The organism is Brevundimonas sp. AVps5 (assembly GCF_058681515.1).
The window spans coordinates 3044039-3062063 of the sequence record NZ_CM178740.1; the positions used below are offsets into that span (position 1 = coordinate 3044039).

The 18025-nt window shown below is 65.2% G+C and carries 15 protein-coding genes and 1 tRNA gene; 6 read left to right on the forward strand and 10 right to left on the reverse strand.

Features of this window, described 5'->3' with window-relative positions; genetic code table 11:
• The first annotated feature begins 45 nt into the window (after positions 1 to 45).
• The 3 genes from ACW18A_RS15455 to ACW18A_RS15465 all read left to right on the forward strand — a co-directional run bounded on the left by ACW18A_RS15455 (position 46) and on the right by ACW18A_RS15465 (position 5543).
• Complete coding sequence (locus ACW18A_RS15455) at positions 46 to 3420, forward strand: EAL domain-containing protein (protein ID WP_492022594.1); 3375 nt, start codon at positions 46 to 48, stop codon at positions 3418 to 3420.
• Positions 3421 to 3424: 4 nt separating this feature from the next.
• Positions 3425 to 3796: a response regulator gene (locus ACW18A_RS15460; RefSeq protein ID WP_492022595.1), complete on the forward strand. Its 372-nt coding sequence runs from the start codon at positions 3425 to 3427 to the stop codon at positions 3794 to 3796.
• Positions 3797 to 3932: 136 nt separating this feature from the next.
• The gene (locus tag ACW18A_RS15465; RefSeq protein ID WP_492022596.1) at positions 3933 to 5543 is read left to right on the forward strand and encodes a TadE/TadG family type IV pilus assembly protein; all 1611 of its coding nucleotides are present in this window, start codon (positions 3933 to 3935) and stop codon (positions 5541 to 5543) included.
• Positions 5544 to 5684: 141 nt separating this feature from the next.
• Here the strand turns inward: ACW18A_RS15465 and ACW18A_RS15470 are convergent, their stop codons facing one another.
• Both ACW18A_RS15470 and ACW18A_RS15475 read right to left on the reverse strand, forming a co-directional pair.
• Entirely contained in the window at positions 5685 to 6155 is a 471-nt protein-coding gene (locus ACW18A_RS15470) for a hypothetical protein (RefSeq protein ID WP_492022597.1), read from the reverse strand.
• 8 nt (positions 6156 to 6163) lie between these two features.
• A complete protein-coding gene (locus ACW18A_RS15475; RefSeq protein ID WP_492022598.1) occupies positions 6164 to 6778 on the reverse strand; it encodes a HupE/UreJ family protein in 615 nt (204 codons plus the stop codon).
• A gap of 143 nt (positions 6779 to 6921) precedes the next feature.
• On the opposite strand from ACW18A_RS15475, the gene ACW18A_RS15480 reads away from it, so the two are divergent.
• Positions 6922 to 7737 carry a DUF4198 domain-containing protein gene (locus tag ACW18A_RS15480; RefSeq protein WP_492022599.1) on the forward strand — a complete coding sequence of 272 codons (816 nt, stop codon included), beginning with the start codon at positions 6922 to 6924 and terminating at the stop codon, positions 7735 to 7737.
• An 83-nt stretch (positions 7738 to 7820) separates the two neighbouring features.
• Here the strand turns inward: ACW18A_RS15480 and ACW18A_RS15485 are convergent, their stop codons facing one another.
• The 3 genes from ACW18A_RS15485 to ACW18A_RS15495 form a co-directional block, all read right to left on the reverse strand.
• Positions 7821 to 8081 (reverse strand): hypothetical protein, encoded by a 261-nt coding sequence (locus tag ACW18A_RS15485; protein ID WP_492022600.1) that lies wholly within the window; start codon positions 8079 to 8081, stop codon positions 7821 to 7823.
• Positions 8081 to 9670 (reverse strand): DUF4331 domain-containing protein, encoded by a 1590-nt coding sequence (locus tag ACW18A_RS15490; RefSeq protein WP_492022601.1) that lies wholly within the window; start codon positions 9668 to 9670, stop codon positions 8081 to 8083. The genes ACW18A_RS15485 and ACW18A_RS15490 overlap by 1 nt, the downstream gene beginning before the upstream one ends.
• A gap of 162 nt (positions 9671 to 9832) precedes the next feature.
• Positions 9833 to 10783, reverse strand: coding sequence for a hypothetical protein (locus tag ACW18A_RS15495; RefSeq protein ID WP_492022602.1), 951 nt, complete (start codon positions 10781 to 10783; stop codon positions 9833 to 9835).
• A gap of 660 nt (positions 10784 to 11443) precedes the next feature.
• Between ACW18A_RS15495 and ACW18A_RS15500 the strand changes: the two genes are divergently transcribed.
• Entirely contained in the window at positions 11444 to 11806 is a 363-nt protein-coding gene (locus tag ACW18A_RS15500; protein WP_492022603.1) for a hypothetical protein, read from the forward strand.
• A gap of 84 nt (positions 11807 to 11890) precedes the next feature.
• Here the strand turns inward: ACW18A_RS15500 and ACW18A_RS15505 are convergent, their stop codons facing one another.
• Both ACW18A_RS15505 and ACW18A_RS15510 read right to left on the reverse strand, forming a co-directional pair.
• Positions 11891 to 12466, reverse strand: a complete 576-nt coding sequence (locus tag ACW18A_RS15505) for a TetR/AcrR family transcriptional regulator (protein WP_492022604.1) — start codon at positions 12464 to 12466, stop codon at positions 11891 to 11893.
• A gap of 111 nt (positions 12467 to 12577) precedes the next feature.
• Positions 12578 to 13222, reverse strand: a complete 645-nt coding sequence (locus ACW18A_RS15510; RefSeq protein WP_492022605.1) for an RNA polymerase sigma factor — start codon at positions 13220 to 13222, stop codon at positions 12578 to 12580.
• Between the two features lie 491 nt (positions 13223 to 13713).
• Here ACW18A_RS15510 and ACW18A_RS15515 point away from each other — a divergent pair, with 491 nt between their 5' ends.
• Entirely contained in the window at positions 13714 to 15798 is a 2085-nt protein-coding gene (locus tag ACW18A_RS15515; protein ID WP_492022606.1) for a TonB-dependent receptor, read from the forward strand.
• A 452-nt stretch (positions 15799 to 16250) separates the two neighbouring features.
• Here ACW18A_RS15515 and ACW18A_RS15520 read toward each other — a convergent pair.
• The 3 genes from ACW18A_RS15520 to hemC form a co-directional block, all read right to left on the reverse strand.
• A tRNA-Thr gene (locus tag ACW18A_RS15520) sits at positions 16251 to 16326 on the reverse strand.
• A 43-nt stretch (positions 16327 to 16369) separates the two neighbouring features.
• Complete coding sequence (locus ACW18A_RS15525; protein ID WP_492022607.1) at positions 16370 to 17053, reverse strand: uroporphyrinogen-III synthase; 684 nt, start codon at positions 17051 to 17053, stop codon at positions 16370 to 16372.
• The gene (gene hemC / locus ACW18A_RS15530; RefSeq protein ID WP_492022608.1) at positions 17050 to 17979 is read right to left on the reverse strand and encodes a hydroxymethylbilane synthase; all 930 of its coding nucleotides are present in this window, start codon (positions 17977 to 17979) and stop codon (positions 17050 to 17052) included. The genes ACW18A_RS15525 and hemC overlap by 4 nt, the downstream gene beginning before the upstream one ends.
• Between the last annotated feature and the right edge of the window lie 46 nt (positions 17980 to 18025).

An 18025-nucleotide genomic window follows, 5' to 3' on the forward strand; every position in this document is an offset into this window, starting at 1 on the left:
ACGACGCGTATAACGACAATACTCCAGATGGGCGGCGAGAGCTTAGTGTCGGAAACCAAACATCTTCTTCGTGGCGGGATCGTCTGGAAACTGGCCGGCCTCGTCCTGGCGGCGCTCCTGACCTCTTTCGTCGTCAGCTGCGGTGTTTCCGTATGGATGGACCTCAACCGTCAGGCGGCCCTGGAGACTGACAGGCTTACTCAAACGGCCCGGGTCATCGGGTCGCTCGCAGCGGACTCGGTCGCCACGGGTGATCGCCGGGGAGCGTTCCTCGCGGTCCGGTCTGTCAGTCAGATGCCGGATGTCAGCTACGCCCGGCTCGAAACGCCGACGGCTCTGCTCGCCGAGACTGGAGCGGGTGCGCGTCTGCTCAGCGATGCAGAGATTGGCGGTAGCGGCCGGTTGTCGTTGTGGTCCGTACTTACGACCGGCTCAATTCAGATTACCGCGCCCGTCCTGAATGAAGGCGTCACGGTCGGCTCCATCACCCTGTTCAGCAGGGTGCCCGAATTGCGTGCCCGGATCGCAGCCACGGTCTGGACCTCCCTGGCCGGCGCGCTTGTCGCTGTCGTCGCCGGTTTGGTGGTTGCGATGAGGATGGCACGCCAGATCAGCCGACCGATCGTCGAGCTCGCCGCCATGGTTCGTCGGGTCCACACCACACAAGACTTCCGGTCGGATCTGTCGATCCAGGCGGAAGGGGAGATCGCGGATCTGGTCAGCGGGTTTGAAGTCATGATGTCGGGCATTCGAGATCGGGATGCCCGTATCACTGACCATGTGGAAAACCTCGAGGCGCAGGTCGAACTCAGAACCTCCGAGCTGGTCGTCGCACGCGACGCCGCCGACCGCGCCAATGAGGCCAAGTCAGATTTTCTCGCCGTCATGAGCCACGAAATCCGGACACCGCTGAACGGTATTCTCGCCCTGAGCGACATGCTGGCGAAGTCCGATCTGCCGCAACGGCAGCAGCGCTATGCCGACGTCATCGCGAAGTCGGGCCACTCCCTGCTGAGCATCATCAATGACATCCTCGACTTCTCGAAGGTCGAGGCCGGCAAGATGGAGTTGGAGAGCGTCCCGGTTGATCTCGTCGAAGTCGCCGAGGACGTGGCCAGCCTGTTCTCCGAGAAGGCGGCCTCCAAAGGGCTTGATCTGGCCGTCTATGTCGATCCGCATATCCATCAGGTGCTGGCGGACCCCACACGGCTGCGTCAGATCGTCGGCAACCTCGTGAACAACGCGATCAAGTTCACCGAGGCCGGGGGCGTTCTGATCGCATTCCGCAGGGAGACCGAAGGCCGTATTCGTATGTCTGTCGAGGACACGGGCCCCGGTATTCCGGCCGAAACCTTGCCCAAACTGTTCGCCGCCTTTTCGCAGGCGGACCAGAGCACATCACGGAAATACGGTGGCACAGGACTGGGTCTGGCTATCTGTGATCGCCTCGTGCGGTCGATGGATGGGGAGTGGGACCTCCGTTCGACGGTAGGACAGGGCTCTACGTTCGCCTTCACCGTACCGCTCGATGAGATAGCCGGCGACCAATTCCACTCCGCGCTGCCGCCGCTTTCGCTGCGGATCGATGGCCTCGCTCACCAGACGTCTGCGGCGGTGGTCCTCTATCTGGCCGACCTCGGAGGGGCGCTTTCAAACCATGCCGACGGCCCGGCGATCACGGGTCAGACGGCTTCAGCCACGGGCGCTGTGATCGTCTGCGACGATGAGGCGGCGGCGGCGGCGGTGCTTGCGACCCGACCAGAGGCCTGCTGTCTGGTAAAGCCCCTGCGTCGCGCGGACCTGTTCGAGGTTCTGGGCCAGATGGCCCGAGGCGAGCGGCCCATGCTTCGCCAGACGGCGGTCGCGAGCCAGGACGGAGTCATCTTCCCCGGCGTACGCGTTCTCGTGGTGGACGATTCCGAGGTCAACCGCGAGGTCGCAACAGAAGCCCTTTCGCAACTGGGGATCGTAGCCGATACCGCAAATGACGGTCGGCAGGCGGTGGAGGTCCTCCGTTCGCGACACTACGATCTGGTGTTGATGGATGGATCCATGCCGGAGCTCGACGGGTTCGAGGCCACGCGCCTGATCCGGACCGAGGAAGCGCAATCCGGTCGACCTCGTGCGGTCATCGTGGCGCTCACCGCCCACGTCGTCGGATCGGGTGCCGACGCCTGGAAGACCTGCGGAATGGACGGTGTCATTCACAAGCCGTTCCGGCTGCCGGACATCGTCCGCGAACTTACGCGGCACTGCGGGGCTTTCGCACAGACCAGCCAGGGCGGCGTGACTGCCGCGCCGGCCCCCGCGCTGGATGAGGCGGACCTGTTCGACGCGGTCGTTCGCGCCGACCTTCTGGCGATGTTGCAAAGCGGCAAGCGGGACTTTGTCGAGCGGGTGCAAACCCTGTACGCGGAAAATGCTCCCCTGCGCGTGAGCGACGCAGCGGCGGCTGCAGCGCGAGGCGACCTCGATGCGCTGTCCCGGGCCGCCCACGCCCTCAAGTCCATGAGCCTGAGCCTCGGCGCTTCGGCCGTCGCGCGCGAAGCGTCCAGCATCGAAGCGGCCGCGCGCCAGGGTGAACCCGTCCCGGATTCTGCGATCGAATCCCTGAAACAGCGGCTGGCCATCACCATGGACGCCATGGCGGTCGATCTTGGATCCGAAGTCTCCCGGCCGGTGCCGATCGCCGACAGGCTCTCCGCCGGCATCAAGGCCGGTCACCTTCACCTTGCCTATCAACCGCTCGTGGATCGGAACGGGGCGCCTGCGGGCAAGATCGAGGCCCTGATCCGCTGGATCGATCCGGTCGCGGGACGGATGGCCCCGGATGTCTTTGTTCCCGAGCTCGAACAGACCGGAGGCATCGAGATCCTGACCGACTTCGTCCTTGCGACCGCCTGCCGCGACATGCGGGATCTGGACGTCACCGTATCGGTCAACGCCTCCAGCACCGAGTTCCAGAGGCCCGGCTTTGCTGACCGGGTCTTTGGCGCTGCGGAGGCGGCCAACTTCCCGCTCGACCGGTTGGAGATCGAGGTGACCGAGACAGCCCTTCTGGACGTGGCGGCCGCTCGCAAGACGATCGAAGCGCTGGGCGAAAGAGGAGTCGGCGTGGCGCTGGACGACTTCGGGGCCGGCTTCACCAGCCTGCATGCGCTCAGGGAATTGAAATTCCGGACGTTGAAGATCGACAAGAGCTTCGTCGATGGATGCTGTCTCGACACCGCTTCCGCCGCCATCGTTCACGCTGTGATCGGAGTGGGGCGCGCCCTCGGCATGAAGGTGGTTTGCGAAGGCGTCGAGACTGCAGAACAGGCCGCCTTCCTGCGGATCGCCGGTGCCCATTACCTTCAGGGCTACCATTTCCATCGACCCGTTCCATTCGACGCCCTGCCCGTCGAATTGCAGGCGGCGTAAGAGCATGGCGCACATACTCCTCGCGGATGATGATCCCATTCTCCGGGCAACCGCCGGTGCATACCTGGCTGACGCCGGCCACACCGTCACCGAAGCCTGCGACGGCGCCGTCGCGCTTCAGATCCTTGGCCAGGAGACGTTCGATCTGTTGATCGTCGACATGTTGATGCCAGAGAAGGACGGGCTGGAGGTCATCCTTCAGGTTCGTCGCACGGACCAGCAGTTTCCGATCCTTGCGGTCTCCAGCGGCGGCCGCATGGACGTCTCGAGCCTGTTGAGACCAGCGGCCGCGTTCGGTGCGAGCGCCACGATGTCGAAGCCGTTGCTGAGGGCCCCCCTGCTCGAGATGGTCGAAAGCTTGCTGCCTCAGCCCTGAGTGCCCTGGACGGGGGCAGCCGTGAAGATCGGTTACTCTTAGCCCATCGTTCACCTGATCAAGGTTAAATGACGCGATGGACGACAGGAAGGCGATCACTGACAGGCGGTTGACACGTCAGCGGAGAGGTACGGTCTTGCGGCTCTACAAACAGTTCTTCCGCGACGATCGGGGCAATATCGCCATGATCTCGGCCTTCGTGGTGCCGTTGTTGCTGCTGATCACCTTCGGCGGCATCGATATCCACCGCGCCTCGACCGTGAAGGCGAACCTTCAGGACGCCCTCGACGCCGCCACCCTGGCCGCCGCCCGGTCACCCTACACCGGCAACACCGACATCACCCGCGTGGGCCTCGCCTCTCTCCGCGCCAACCTGGCGCCCTATAACGACATCACCCTGCTGACCGCCCAGACGACCTTCGTTCTGGACCCCAGTACCGGCGCTGTGGCCGGCACCGCGAAAGTCAGTGTGGATGCCCTGGTCGCAGATATTATCTTGCCAATGGTGGGGAGTGGAACCGGTAACCAGATTCCGGTTGGCGCTCGCTCGGAAGTGTTGCGCTCGAACAATCGCGTCGAGGTCGCCCTCGTCCTCGACAACACCGGCTCGATGTCGGGCGCCAAACTGACCAACACCAAGGCCGCCGCCATCGACCTGATCGACCGGCTGGAGGCGGCCGACAGCCGGTCGATCGAGCCCGACGCAATCAAGATCTCGCTCGTGCCCTTCTCGCAAACGGTTCGGATTTCGGCCGGCGGCTCGAACACCGTGCCCGCCTATATGTCGAACGCCGGCAACCACACGGGATCGGAACTGTTCAGCAGCAACCGTGGCCGCTTCACCCTGTTCGGCAATCTCGGCACGACCTGGGGCGGCTGCGTCGAGGCGCGGGCCGCACCCTACGACATTCGCGACACGGCTCCGCTGGCAGGCACGGAAGACCGGATGTTCGTCCCCTATTTCTCGCCGGACAGCCCGGACCGCGACGCCTACCCGAATGACTCGACCTGGCGAAACTGGGACTACGAGAACGACTACGTCCTCGACGGGCTCAGCAACAACAGATCCAACGTTGGCAGCAGCACGGCCCGGACCACACAGTGGGACAACCGGCAGAGGCGCTGGCAGAAATATGACAACAGCCCGTTCGTCAGCCTGAATACCTCGCGCGGACCGAACCGGGGCTGCAGTCTGGTGCCGTTGATCCGGCTGACCGACAACTATAGCGCCCTGCGCACCGCGGTGAACAACATGAACGCCACGGGCAACACCAACGTCCCGCTCGGCACGATGTGGGGCTGGCACACCCTGTCGCCCAACGCCCCCTTCGGCGACGGCCGGGCGTATGGCACCACCCGGCTGACGAAGATCATCATCATCATGACAGACGGCGAGAACGTCATGGGCGACGCGGACAATCCCAACGACAGCACCTACAGTGGCCTGGGTTACATCTGGCAGGACCGCCTGGGCATTACCTCCGGCTCGGGCACCCAGCGCCGCACCGCCATGGACAACCGGTTCGATCATCCGACCTCCGGGGTCGAAGACATGTGCGGCAACATGAAGGCCCAGGACATCGAGGTGTACACAGTCGCCGTCCAGGTCGACGGCAGCGCCCAGACCCTGCTGCGCCGCTGCGCCACCGACGCCGACCACTATTTCCCGGTCGACAGCGCGGGAGGCATCGGCGAGGCCTTCGACCGTATCGCCGGAGCCATCGAGAACCTCCGAATTTCCCGATAGCCGGGCGCAGCGGTGCTGTCAGACGAACGCTAAAGGTTCTCCGGTAGTGATCTCGACGGAGGGCTCACCCGGTGATCACATGACGCAAAGTTCTCATCGGAGCGCGGCCGAACTGCCAGCACCCGCCCGGCATTGCCCGACCTACTGCATGTGGTCCGGCTCATAGCCCGCGGTGGGCGTGATGGGCAAAGCGCCGGCCAGGATCGCAACAGCAGCAAGCCAGCTCGCGATGATCTTGACGCCAAGTCGGAGTGGCGTCCTCAGGAGAAAGATCGTCGGGATGACGGCGAGCATAAACGGTAGCGCGAACAACAGGTCCAGGGGGCGGGCGGCCACCGCCACGACGGATCCGACCCACACGCCGGTGTTGGCCGCGATGGTTAGCACCGTCAGCCTATTGGGAGGTTTGGGCAGGTGAACGGACAGACTGATCCCGACCACGCTGATCCAGCAGCCCGCAAAGGCGATTTCCTCCCAGGCCGAAGGTACGCCGACGGCGACAACCACTGTCGCGAGAAGGGCTGTGATCCCGATGGCCGGGGCGATCAGCCGGCGTGGGACGTAGGCCAGAAAAATGCCGAGGGCCAGACAGAGCAGGGCTGGTGGCAGCACGCCGCCCCTCATCCGAACAGCACCTTCCAGATGAACCAGAGCCCGGCCATCGAGATTACACCACCAAGCCCCTGAACAAGCCGCAGGCCGCCCTTGCGAAGGGCCAGGTAGCCGATACCGATTCCGATCAGATGCAGAAGGCCGGTCGAGAGGACGAAGCCGACACTGTATCCGACAGGGTCAGCGGCGGACGGCAGTTCCTGACCGTGCGCGTATCCATGGAACATCCCGAAGACGGCGACGATCACGATGGCCAGCCAAACGGCAGGCCTGACCGCGAAGGCTATGACCGCGCCCAGGACCACGACGGAAAGGCCTATTCCCGGTTCGACAGGCGGTATCGGCACGCCGAGAATCCCCATGACGCCGCCGATCGCCATCATGATCGGAAAGGCGACGGGGAGCGCGACCACCAGCGGCCGGCCGAGGATGGCTCCCCACAGGCCCACGGCCACCATCGCCAGCATGTGGTCGGGACCATTCAGGGGATGCAGGAAACCGGAAATGAACCCTCCAACCAGGCCCGTTCCGTCGTGCGCCCAAGCGACCGTGGGCCATAGGCTGAGCCCGACAAGACAGAGCACAGCAAGCTGCGACAGATTTTTGGTCGGGATGGGTGTCATGGGTATTTCCCTGTTTGCGCCCCCGCGGTGTCTCCGCAGCGAGCGTTGGTGCGTATGTGATTGTAGCCGTGGCCTGCGTGGTCCGGCCGCTTCGCCGCTCCGGCTGATCCGGATGGTCGGTGAGATTTTTGGGGAGAAACGTCTTGCGAAGACTCGGAATCGCCGTTCTGGCCGCGTGTATCGCCTTGCCGGCCACCGCTCACGACTTCTGGCTTCAGCCGGCGAGCTATTGGGTCACGTCCGGTGCGCCTACCGCTCTGTCGCTGCTGGTCGGTCACGGTGCCAACCGACAGCTTTGGGATGCCGATATCCGGCGGATGACCCGTCTTTACAGTGTCGGGCCTGCAGGCACTGCCGAGTTGGGCGGTGCCATCCGCCAGGGTGGGGTTGGCCAGGTCTCCCTGCTCGCGCGCGGCGTTCATGTGCTGGCCCTCGAGACGTCCCACGCCCAGAGCGATCTGCCCGCGATCCGGTTCGAGGAGTATCTGAGGGTTGAGGGGCTGACGCCTGCGATCGAGGCCCGTCGCCGTGCCGGACAGACGGACCAGCCGGGCCAGGAAGTCTACAGTCGCCGGGCGAAGGCCCTGGTGCGGGTCGGTGGCGGCGCGGCCGTCGAAGAGCCTCACGTCACCACGCCTCTGGGCCTGACGCTCGAGATCGTGCCCGAGCGAAATCCCTACGCCGTGCCCGCCGGTCAGGCCCTGCCGTTTCGCATCTACTATATGGGCCGCCCCCTTGCGGGTGCGCTGGTCAAACTCACCAATCTGGGCGCTGATGCAGAGCCCGCAGCGACCTCGATTTCCAACGCGTCCGGTCGTGTTGCCTTTACGTTGCCGCGGCGGGGCGCCTGGCAGCTTAACGTGCTCTGGACCCGGCAGATCACGGGAAATCCGACAGCCCAGTTCGATACGACCTTCTCCAGCCTGACGTTCGGTTTCGACCCGCCTCCCGCTGCCTGATCGCCGAAGGCAGAAAGCGACGGACCCATATGGGTCCGTCGCTCCTTGGCGGCCGGGGGGGCGTCGGCCGCGCTCGTTCGGGGTCACGGGACCTCGAACGGGTCCGTGGTCAGGCTGGCAGGAATGATGTCGGCCTGCATCGGGTCACGAGGGTCGGTGTCCGGACCCGCCCGGAAGCTGAGGGAGAAGCCGGTGCCGAAACGCTCGGCACCCATGGCGGGCGGTGACGGCGGGGGCGTGACCACGCCGCCGCCGCCATCGCCGTTGGAACAGCCGCCGAGGACAGCTGCTCCGCCGCTCAGGACACCGGCGATGGCGATCCTCTGTGCGGTTTGCCAGCGCATTATTGGCCTCCCCGGGGCGAGCCGCGAAGCGGGGTGTTCAGATAGGGGAAGCGGTTCTGCAGCTCACGCGCGTTGATCGGCGCGCCGTCGGTGAACGGAACCATTCCGACCGGTGCGTTGGACGGCTGGCAGAGGCCCAGCGCGGTCTGGACACCGTTGATCGGCACCGGGTGGCACAGTCGGCCCATCGCTACGCGCAGGGTGATGTCCAGCGTATCGTCGCCGGGCCGACGGCCGTTGGGATACCCCGCCAGATCGTCGCCGGCCACGCCGAAGGTGCTTTGGGTCGCCTGAGGTGTGGCCGTAATGTTGGTGTTCAGGCGCATGATCTCGGCACCCCGGACGATGGACTGCTGGTTCAGCGTGGGAATGCCGGTCAGGAAGGTGGCCACCAGGTCGTTGCGGGGGAAGTTGTTGGGTGCCAGGTCGGGGATATTGGTCCCGAGCGTCTGATTGACCGGGCCCCGGAACAGGGCATTCAGGATGGCCGGGAAGGTCGGGTTGGTGACGAAATCTGCCACGGCCGCATCCGCCGTCGGCTCTACGGCGTTGAACAGATCCTTGAACGGCAGACCGATCACCAGTTCGTTGACCAGCGGATGAGACAGGCGCGAGACCTGAACGAAGGCCCCGCCGTCCACGGTCGGGTCGGTGAAGGTCGGAGAGGGATCGCGCAGCGTCGCCTGGGGCAGGCTGGCGGTGGTCCAGCCGCCGATGACGCCGTTGCCCGAGCCGACCAGGCAGGAAATCGGAATCTCGATGGCCAGCGATGTGGTGTTCAGCTTGCCGACCAGGTCGTCATTGGCGCGGCTCTGGCGGATGCCACCGGGGAAGCCGCCGGTGTCATTTGCGCCGGGCGCGCTGGCACCCTCGATGGGCACATAGTTCACCAGGTCGAAGGACGGCCCCAGGTTGACCGCGAATGCCTCGGCTCGCTGGCCCGCGAAGACGCGACCCATGCCATTGCAGCCAGGAATGTTGACGTTCGAAATGAAGTTGTCGGCATAGGCTCCGTAGTTGGGGAAGGTCTTGCCGCCGATGTTATCGACCGGTTTGGCGAAGGACTGGCCGCCGTTCTCGTGCGTCACCAATTGCCGCGTCCCGGTGCGGCGATCACCGCGGATGACGTTGAGGGTGAAGGATTCCAGCTCGCCCTGATTGGGATCGTTGGAACTGCCGATCGGCCCGATGGCCCGAAGCGGGATCGGCAGGGTCTTGCCGCCGACGTTCAGCGTGATCCCGGTGTTGTTGCGCAGGGTGTTGGTGAACTGGAACTGGAAGGTGAGGTCTTCCTGGGCGTCACCGTTGTTGTCGATGTGGATCTCGTAGATCGCATCCGGGTCCATGGTGAAATAGTTGGGTCCGTAGCCCGGTCCCTGGAGCGGCTGGTAGTTGGCGATCAGGGTCACGAAGCCCGCGCGTCCCGGTTCGTAGCTCCGGAACATGTAGAAATCGGTCCCGTCCACCTTGGGCGTCTCGGTGATCGCCGGGGCTTCTCGGTGGCTGGAGGCCATCGCGGGAGGAACCGCAGCGCAGACGAGCGCTGACAGCGCCACCGCGGCCATCTGGAGGTGACGTCGATTTTGCATCTTGGAATCCCTGTGAGGCTGCTGATTGAACCCTGAGGATGCGACGGCTGCCTGATCAGCGCACCACTCGAGGAAGAAACGAGCGCCGCCTTGGGGAAGGATGCAGTCAAGGCGGAAATAGTTCTCGCCGAGCCCCCGCTGCGGCCGGCTGCAGCCTTGTGGTCATCGATCGCTTCGGGAGAACCAGCGCGGCCATATGAAGCGGGGCTGGGCTCGCATGTCGGCCCACCGCCAGGTGCCGGAGCCCACCACCAGAATGGTCGCGGAGTTCTCGCCTTCCGGCACAATCACGAAGCGCGGTCCCGTCAGCGGTTGATCTCGACAGGGCTCGGGCGCGGCCTCGATGGCCTCGAGTATGACGCGACGCACGGCCGCGAAAGCGGGTTCGGCGCGTGCATCAGAGGGGTCGATCCAGGACCCGTCCCAAACCTGAACAGCATTCGCCACCGAACGTGCCTCACGCGGCATGGTGGCCAGGGTGTTTTGCATCTCGGGACTGGATCCGATGGCGAGTGCCAGCGAAGCTCCGATGTCGCAACCGCCTCCCGGTGCCACCGCCAGCGCTGGACCGGTTGGGACGGCTGCCGATTGGACGATCACTTCCGTCGCCGAGGCTTCGGTCCCGCTGGCACCCAGGATCGCTTCCACGAGGGCCAGCACAGCGTCAGAGGTCTCCGACGCCGGCGCAGGGTCAGCGGCTTCGACCTGTGCCAGCGCGGCCATGTCGGTGACGGGAGGCTCGGCCGCCGTCTCGATCGCCGGGATCGTCTCATCATCGGTCGCGGGCGGTGTTGTCCCGGCCTCTGAAACCTCCTCCCGGTCGGGCTGATCTGCCGAGGGTCGTACGGCGGGTCTCGGTTCCATGTAGGCACCGCCGCCGGAACCTAGCTCAAGCGAAAGATCCACCAGATAGGTCGAGGTCGTGAGGGGGCTGACCGATTGGACGCTCAACCAGGCAAGAACCAGGAGATGGAGGCCCAGGATCACCAGGGCGGCACCAACCCGCCGTCGCCTCGGTCCAGATTTCTGCAAGACCCGGTCGGCGAAGGTGGTCGCATTCTTTATCCAGACCCTGGATAGATCGCGCACGGCGCGGACGCCGCGCCCGGCCATGGACAAAATCTGGTCTGGAGTATCGTCGAACACAGGGAACATGCTGGCACTGCAACGCCTTCTATGCACGCGGAGTTCGTTCTTCCTCCGGCGCTTCTTCTTCTCAAGGTCGACTTCGCGCTTCAGGCTCAGCCGCAGATGGCGGGCCTGGAACAGTTTGAAACAGGTGCCCGACGTCGTCCGACGTTGACCGGCCCATAGGGAGGAGCCTCGCCCCCCGGGGACCTCGACGCCTCGACTGTTCCCGGGTGAAATGCTGAGAATTGAGACCCTTGAAGCCGGTCGAAAAGCAGCTCCGATCCCGGCCGCCATTGTATGCCCAAAGTCACAACGCCCGTCTGAAGCTCACGCTTGGCCGGCGCATCTACCTGTGCCCTCGCAGGCGCGGACAGGAGGGCTGCGGATACTGCCCACGGGAACCCAATCAGGCGGCGCGCGTTTCGAGTTTTCATGGCCGTCCCCAAGGCGCTCAAGCTCGGCACCACATCTGAGTCTACGCAGGGGAACAGGACGGGGATGGGTTGCCGTAGGGAGAATTCGCAGACTTGCCTCAAATCGCCCTGGCGCGACTACTGGTGCGCGCTCTCGCTTCTACAATGCCCGTCGCCTGCACTCGTGACCGGGTTGTATCAGCCCCGCTGAGGCCGAACGCAGAGCGGCTTGACCCCGTCCACTATTGCGGGGGAAGATCGACTTGAGGACGAAATGTGGCGCGACTTCACATGTGCGACTGCAATGCTTGGGTTCATCGTGGCTGACGTTGCGCTTGGGGGGGCGAATATGTCAGCCGATGAAGCGCTGGCGCTTGATCTGGCCCTTGGCATCCTGATTCAACCCCTGCTCGGCGCCGCAGAAGCAAGACGGCGCGTGGATGCGGACTTCAGACGCCTGGTTGAGCAAATCGAAGCGCGGCTCTTTCAGGATGAGGCGATCAACAGTGATCGGCGGACAGGCGAAACCTCGCCTCATCCTGAGACCTGGAACGCCATTCTCACCCAGATTACAAAGCGGGAGGCGTCCTGAGCCGCCGCTCCGGACGGCAAGATCCAGCGGCGCTCCTATCCGACGCCTGCGGCCCGATCGCCGGCAGATGTGATGCGACGGGGCTCAATGATCGGCTCGCCGCGGCTCTTGCGTTCCGGTGCCGCGACGGATGGCGTTGATCGCCGCTACGATGCTCGCGTGGGCCTCCGCCGCGCCGTAGCCGAGGTTCCGTTTCAGGAAGACGAAGTTCTCGGTGCTCATAAGCGTCAGCATGCATGCGGCGACCTGTCGCCGTGTCTGGTCATCGAAATCCGGATGTTCAAGACCGAGCATCCGGATGAGGTTCTGGTAGCCGATCTCGAAGAACGGTTGGCGCAGCTCACGGCCGATCGGCGAGAGATAGGTCTCGCTCACCACCTGTCGATCATCTTCCCAGGTCCGGTAACGCACCGCCAACCAGACCAGGAGATCGTCAATCGTTTCAGGCAGCTTCAGTTCAGGCCCGCCGACCGCACGCTCAAGATGCCATTTGATGAACGCCCGGATCAATTCGTCGCGGGTCCGGTAGTGGCGATAGACCGTCTGCTCGGTGACCTCGGCGACCCGCGCCACTTCTGCAATGCTGACCGCTGCGAGATCTGAATTCCGGATCACCGTGGCGACGGCGTCCAGAATGATCTGAGAGGTCTGCTCGCGCATGCGTTGGCGCAGCGGGCTCTGATAGGGCCCGCGTGTCGGATGGTCGTTAGTCACGGACGGCATCCCCGGACGGTCCGTGTCCCGGAAGGGGGCTCCAGGCTGAGGCAGACCTCATGCGACCACCCGACAAGCGTCCGGCATCGGCGCGGCTGCGGTCAAGTCCTGCGTCAAGGCTGTCCGCAAACGCTTCAGGCTGCGTTGCGCCCGCGCCTTTGTGGTCGGGGTCGGGACGTCATCCTGCTGTGAGACCTCCCTCTGGGTCCAGCCCTGGACGACAACCCGGCGGATAATGCTCAGATGTTCCGGGGAGAGGCCTCCCAGCGCCACGCTCAGGTCCAGGCGATCCTCGATCGGGTCCGACGCGGCCGGTGGGTTGGGCAGCTCGTCCCGGTAGAGGACATAGCGCGCCAGAACACGATCGCGGCGAAGCCGGTCTATGGCGGTGTTGCGCAAAATTCTGATCATCCAGCCCATGGCGTAGCCCCGCATGCTGTCGAACCTGCCCGCGTTAGTCCAAATTCGCACATAGGCCTCCTGAAGCACGTCTTCGGCGGCCTCCCGCTCATTCAGGATCGATATCGCACGCCCCATCAGGTAGCGCGAGGTGCGCAGGTAAAGACGTTCGAAGGCCCGCCGATCGCCCCGCCCCGTGGCGGTTAGAAGGTGCAAAAGGTCTGCATCCTCGCCGTCCCGGGCCGGGTCGGGGTCCACCGAAGGTGCCGCAAAAGACTGGGCGGCCTGCGCATCTTCGAACATGTCACGCCTCTCCGTCACGGGTCGCCACACGAGAGTTCTGCCAGCGTCGCCGACCGGTGTGTGGTGAACCATGACTACATGATGGTATCACTAACATCAAGTATGCATCCATCAATCGATCTCCGCCAGGGAGATCCGGGCCGGTCGACTTTGGACCGTCAGAAGGCTGGGGCATCCGAAAGGTCGAGGTCAGCGCTGTGGCGGACGACGCCGAAAGGCTAAACGACGCAGGCGAAATGGAGATCGCCGGTCATCCTTGATGCGAAATCTGCTTAATGCGCATAGTCCGGCGCAAGGCAGGGGAGCGGTGCAAGTTGGGGGCCTTTCGGACGCTCGGAAAGGCCTCATTGCCTGCGCTATGTCTTGCGGGCTGGTGGGTCCTTTGGCCTGCAAGCCCGGTGAATGCCGCCCAGGCGAGTTCACCGGGCTGGTCTGTCGATCTGCAGGACGTCATCGTCACAGCAAGGCGGAGGCCTGAATACGCCTCTGACGTGCCGATCGCTCTGTCGGCGCATACAGGGGCCGCGCTCGAGCAAAGGCGACTGTACCAGCTTCAGGACCTGAGCCAGCTCTCCCCGAGCTTGAAAATCAGCTACTTCAATCCACGCGGAAGCTACGTTTCCATCCGCGGCATCGGCCACAGTCCGGCGAGTGACGGTCTGGAGGCCAGCGTCGGCGTCTTCATGGACGGGGTCTATCTCGGCCGGCCCGGCATGGCGGTCTATGACTTGACGGACATCGACGATGTCGAAATCCTGCGTGGACCGCAGGGGACCCTGTTCGGCAAGAACACCAGCGCCGGTGCCATCCTCATCACCACGCGGCCGCCGGGTTTTACGCCGGAAGCCAGTCTCGAAGCCTCGGCTGGAAATGACGCCTTCTTCCAGCTTCGCGGGTCGGTATCCGGCCCCATTCTCGAGGACAGGATTGCGGCGCGCCTGTCTGTCTATGACACCCAACGCGCCGGAGGGGTCCGCAATGACACGACCCATGCCCGGTTCAATGGCAGCGACCGACAGGGCGGCCGGGTCCAGTTTCTGTTCGAGCCCTCGACCGATCTCCGTCTGCGCCTGATCGGGGACTATCACACCGAAGACGATAGCTGCTGTCTGCTGGTGGCGGGCTCTTTCGGTGCGCCGACGTCAACCTATCAGTCCCGCGTCGCGCTGGCCGGCGGAACCGCGATCCTGGGCGGGGAGCGGTACGCCACCACGGCCAATGCGGCGACCCGCGTGGCCGTGCGGCAGGGCGGCCTCACCGCCAACACCACCTATGATCAGGGCGCAGCCGACGTCACATCCATCACCAGCTATCGCGCCTGGCGGTATCGCTCGGTGTTCGATGGCGATCTGTCGAGTGCAGACGCCTACGATTCCGCCGCGGTCCCCACAGATTACTGGCAGTTCAGCCAGGAAATCCGTGTGGCCAATCATTCCGGCGGCAAGGTCGACTGGGTCGGCGGGATCTACTATCTCCGCCAGTCGTTGGAGTCCGAGCTCAGGCTGGCCTTTGGCCGTCGTGCGGCCAATTTCCTCGGCAACACTGCCACACCTCCGCCCGTCCTTGTCGCCTTCAATGGCGTGACGAGTTCGACCCGCTCTGCGCTCGATTCGGAAAGCGCCGCCCTCTTCGGCCAGGCGACCTGGCGGCTCAGTCCGCAGCTGGATCTCACCATGGGCCTGCGGGGCACGTTTGAACAAAAGTCCGGGGTGGTTGATCGGGCCGGCAACGCCGCACAGTCCGCCTATCACCAGGCCGTGTCGGTGGATGATTTCGATCCTTCGGGCACGCTCGCCCTGTCGTTTGCGCCGGGCCCGGACCTGCATCTCTATGCAAGCTATGCACGCGGAGCCAAGGCCGGTGGCGTCAACCCCACAGTCAGCGCCTCGCCAGGTGATCTGGTCGTGCGACCTGAGAGCACCGACAGCTACGAGATCGGCGTGAAGTCACGCCACCTGGAGGGGCGGCTGCAGGTCCGCGGGGCGATCTTTCTGGCCAAGATCCGCGACTATCAGGCCACCTACAATCGGCTCTTCGGCGCGATCCTGTCCAATGTCGGCGAGGTCTCAACCCGCGGTGTCGAGCTGGAGGCCCGTTGGTTGCCCACGTCACACCTCCAGCTGTCGGGCAGCGCATCCTACAACGACGCCCGATATGACAGCTATCTGAACGGGCCCTGCGCGCCCGAGAGAAGCCCGGCTCCAAGCTGCGATCTCAGCGGCCGGCCCTTGTCGGATGCGCCCCGCTGGATCGTCAATCTGGCGGCGGACTATGCCCGGCCGATCGGAACCGGGGCGGTGCTGAGAATCGGCGCGGACTATGGCTATCGCTCCGGCTACTACGGCCATCTCGATGACAGTCGCTACTCCCGCCTGGGGAACGTGGGCATCACGAATGTTCAGTTCGGCGTCGAGCTGACCGCATCCCGGATCAGGATCCAGGCCTGGGCCAAGAACATCGCTGACGTGCGCTATCTCGAAAGCTATCCGATTGGCGGGGCGACAATTTATGGTGCCTATTTCGGAACGATCGGCGCAGGCCGCGCCATCGGACTTACGGTCGCCAAAAGATTCTGACGTGCCCAAGGGGATCCGCCGGGGCCGGCCAGTCGTCGTCCAGGTGCCGTCGCAGTCGATCTGACAAATCAAGTCGGCCTGGCCGAAAATACCCCTCCCCTTCACGCTTCAGCCGGCCCGTGTCGCCGTCGCCCAGACGTCGTTTGCCTTCGCTCGCAATGGGCGGAAACAAGGGCAGGAAATCAGATGGGGCTGCAGATTGAAGGTGTTGTAGATCGGGCCCTGGCTGGAAAGGAACCGCTGGGCTTTTGACCCGACACAGTCCCCAAAGCTGACGTCGCCAACCGCCAAAATGGGTTGGGAACCGTCATTATCGTCCGGCCTGCCTTCGGACCCTGGAGGAGACGCAACTAGAGCCAGTCCTTGCGGAAGGCCTCCCACCTGGGACCCACCACCGCGCCCAACGGGAAGGCACCTCCGCCTTAGGTCGAGCCTGGGTCCTGTGGGAAGGATGGTGCCGCTTAGGTGACTCGAACACCTGACCCCCGCATTACGAATGCGATGCTCTACCAGCTGAGCTAAAGCGGCCTGTCGGCGGAAGACGCGAAGTCCCTGCGACGGAAGCGGCTCTTTATACGTTGACCCCCGGCTTGCCAAGCGCTGCCAGGAGGGCGTCTTCGGTCGGGGCGGCCGCGATCCGGACGTCTGCGAGCCCCGGAACGGACAGGGGCATTGCGGCGGCCTCCGAGATGGCGACGGCGATGCGGCCCTCGACCCCGTCCGCCGACAGCCTTGCGGCCAGAACCTGTCCGGCGCGGGGGGAGTGGACCAGGACGACGTCCCAGACTTCCGGGGCTGTGGCGTCGGTCTCGATCGCCTCATAGACGGCGAGGGATGTGATCCGGGCGGCGTCTCCGACGAGCGCTGCGAGGTCTCCGGCCGGTTCGGCGGCGCAGGGGTGCAGGATCGACAGGCCGGCACCTTCGGCCCGGATCAGGGCGGCGAGGGTATGAAGGTCGCCGCCGGCGGAGCGGACGTCGTGGAAACCGGCCTCGCGCGCCGCGGCGGCTGTGGCGTCGCCGACCACGAAGATGGGCGTCGATGGCAGGGGCGACTGCGCAGCGAAGACTTTCACGGCGTTGCGGCTGGTAAAGGCCAGGGCCTGGACCCCGGTCAGGTCGGGGCGGGCGTCGAGGCGGCGGATCGCCAGCAGGGGGGCGACGACGGGCGTAAAGCCGAGGGCGGAAAGGCGCGCGGCGGTGCGGTCGGCACCGGGCCGGGCGCGGGTGACCCAGACGCGGCGGCTGTCGGTCAAGGGACCGGGACGCTCTGGTCGCCCGCTGCGAGGTGGACCTGATGGCCCAGTTGTTCGCCGAAGGCGCGCGCGGCGTCGGGGCCTTCGATCACGGCCATGGTCCCGGCGCGGCGCCAGCGGGCGGTGCCGTCGGGGGCCAGCATCTCGGTGGTCAGGGTCAGGTGGTCGTTCTCGATCACGGCGTGGGCACCGACGGCCGTGCGGCAGGAGCCCTCCAGCGCCACCATGGCGCCCCGTTCGGCGGCGATGGCGAGGGCCGTGGGGCGGTGGTTCATGGCGGCGACCCAGGCATGGTCCGTGTCGCCTTCGCGGGTCTGAAGCGCCAGGGCACCCTGGCCCGGTGCGGGCAGGAAGGCGTCGGCGGACAGGTAGTCGCGCACCGCGTCCGACCGGCCCAGCCGGTTCAGCCCGGCGGCGGCCAGAAGGATGGCGTCGAACTCGCCCTCGGCGGCGCGACGCAGGCGGGTGTCGATGTTTCCGCGCAGCATCTCGATCCGGAGGTCGGGGCGCAGGGCCAGGGCCTGGGCCTGACGCCGCAGGGAGGCGGTGCCGAGGCGGGCACCGTGGGGCAGGGCGTCGAAGCGGTCGAAATCGCGGCTGATGAAGGCGTCGCGGGCGTCCTCACGCTCGGGGATGGCGGCGATCGTCAGTCCGGGCGGCTGTTCGGCCGGCACGTCCTTCATCGAATGGACGGCGATGTCGATCCGGCCGTCGAGCAGGGCCTCCTCGATCTCCTTGGTGAACAGGGCCTTGCCCCCGACCTCCATCAGGCGGCGGTCCTGGATGCGGTCGCCGGTGGTGACGATCTCGACGAGCACGACCTCGGTCAGCGGCAGGTCCATGGCGGCGGCGATGGCGCGCTGCATCATCCCGGACTGGGCCAGGGCCAGGGCGCTGCGCCGTGTGCCGATGCGGATCGCAGCCATGCGGGACCTTCAGTTGCGCCGGAGAGGCCGGGTCGTTACCTGAGCC

Bases quoted from the DNA above. Each gene is read 5' to 3' on its own strand.
- ACW18A_RS15460 (WP_492022595.1), top strand. From the start codon at position 3,425: ATGGCGCACATACTCCTCGCGGATGATGATCCCATTCTCCGGGCAACC.
- ACW18A_RS15475 (WP_492022598.1), bottom strand. From the start codon at position 6,778: ATGACACCCATCCCGACCAAAAATCTGTCGCAGCTTGCTGTGCTCTGT.
- ACW18A_RS15485 (WP_492022600.1), bottom strand. From the start codon at position 8,081: ATGCGCTGGCAAACCGCACAGAGGATCGCCATCGCCGGTGTCCTGAGC.
- ACW18A_RS15490 (WP_492022601.1), bottom strand. From the start codon at position 9,670: ATGCAAAATCGACGTCACCTCCAGATGGCCGCGGTGGCGCTGTCAGCG.
- ACW18A_RS15495 (WP_492022602.1), bottom strand. From the start codon at position 10,783: ATGGCCGGGCGCGGCGTCCGCGCCGTGCGCGATCTATCCAGGGTCTGG.
- ACW18A_RS15505 (WP_492022604.1), bottom strand. From the start codon at position 12,466: ATGCGCGAGCAGACCTCTCAGATCATTCTGGACGCCGTCGCCACGGTG.
- ACW18A_RS15510 (WP_492022605.1), bottom strand. From the start codon at position 13,222: ATGTTCGAAGATGCGCAGGCCGCCCAGTCTTTTGCGGCACCTTCGGTG.
- hemC (WP_492022608.1), bottom strand. From the start codon at position 17,979: ATGGCTGCGATCCGCATCGGCACACGGCGCAGCGCCCTGGCCCTGGCC.